At 73.6% G+C, this 956-nt stretch carries 1 pseudogene; it reads right to left on the reverse strand.

The features are described from left to right. A pseudogene (locus GJV64_RS14830) lies at positions 1–956 on the reverse strand (hypothetical protein); the annotation flags it as partial.

Here is a 956-nt window from a genome sequence, read left to right on the forward strand (position 1 = left end):
ATCGGCCCAGGCCCGGGGCTCCAGCACGGCGCGGGCCGCCCGGCCGGGATACTCGGCATCGCCGCCCGGCAGATCGGCCAGCGCCCTGAGCAATGCCGCGCCGCTGCCGTTGGCCACCTCCCAGGGGTGTTCATAGCGCTGGCCGAGTGGGCGCCACGGGTCTGCATCGCCGCCGAACAGCGCCTCGACCCGGCGATAATGGTGGAACAGCGGATTGCTGGACCCGCGCCACTGGCTGGCATCGAGCGCGGCGGCCCCGCCATCGCCGCCGGGATCGAGCGCAGCGGCGATGGCGGCGGCCAACAGGCCATCGCGTGACCCCGCATCATCGGGAAGTCCAATCTCCTCCAGGCTGCGCACCAGCCGCCAGTCCTCGGGCGCAGCCGGATCGATCAGAATGACGGCCGCCCCGGCGTCGAGGGCGGCGGCGATGGTATGGCCGGTGCCGCCCGGCGCATCGCGGGACTGGCCGTCCCAGATGCCGATCACGATGTCGGACTGTTCGATCAGCACCCGCCCTGCCAGCACCACGCGCTGCGAGACAAGCGCCTGGAACCGCTGCGCCGCCGCAACATCGCCGGGCGCATCAAGCATGGCGTGGAACAGGCGCGTCACCCGCTCATCGGCGTCGGCCAGTTCGAACAGGCGCGCCGCCGCCGCCAGCCGGCGCAGCGTGGCGGCACGTTCGGCCAGCGCCAGGTCCAGCGGCACCCCGCCAGCCGCCAGCAGCCTGGCCTCGCTGGCCGATGCGGGATGGGCGTTGATGGCGACATTCAATCCGAGGCCAAAGGGCAGCGGCGCCACCAGCTGCCAGCCCCTGCCCTGGGCGGCCTGGGCGGCGATCTGGTCGCTGCCATCGGCCAGCAGGCTGTGCAGCCGCACCGAGGCCGCGCCGGCCGCCGTGCCCGGTTCGGCCCGGGCAGCGACGGCGCGGTCAGCCTCTGCAGCAATCTGGT

This window comes from Sandarakinorhabdus rubra (assembly GCF_010994245.1).
Lineage (GTDB): Bacteria > Pseudomonadota > Alphaproteobacteria > Sphingomonadales > Sphingomonadaceae > Sandarakinorhabdus > Sandarakinorhabdus rubra.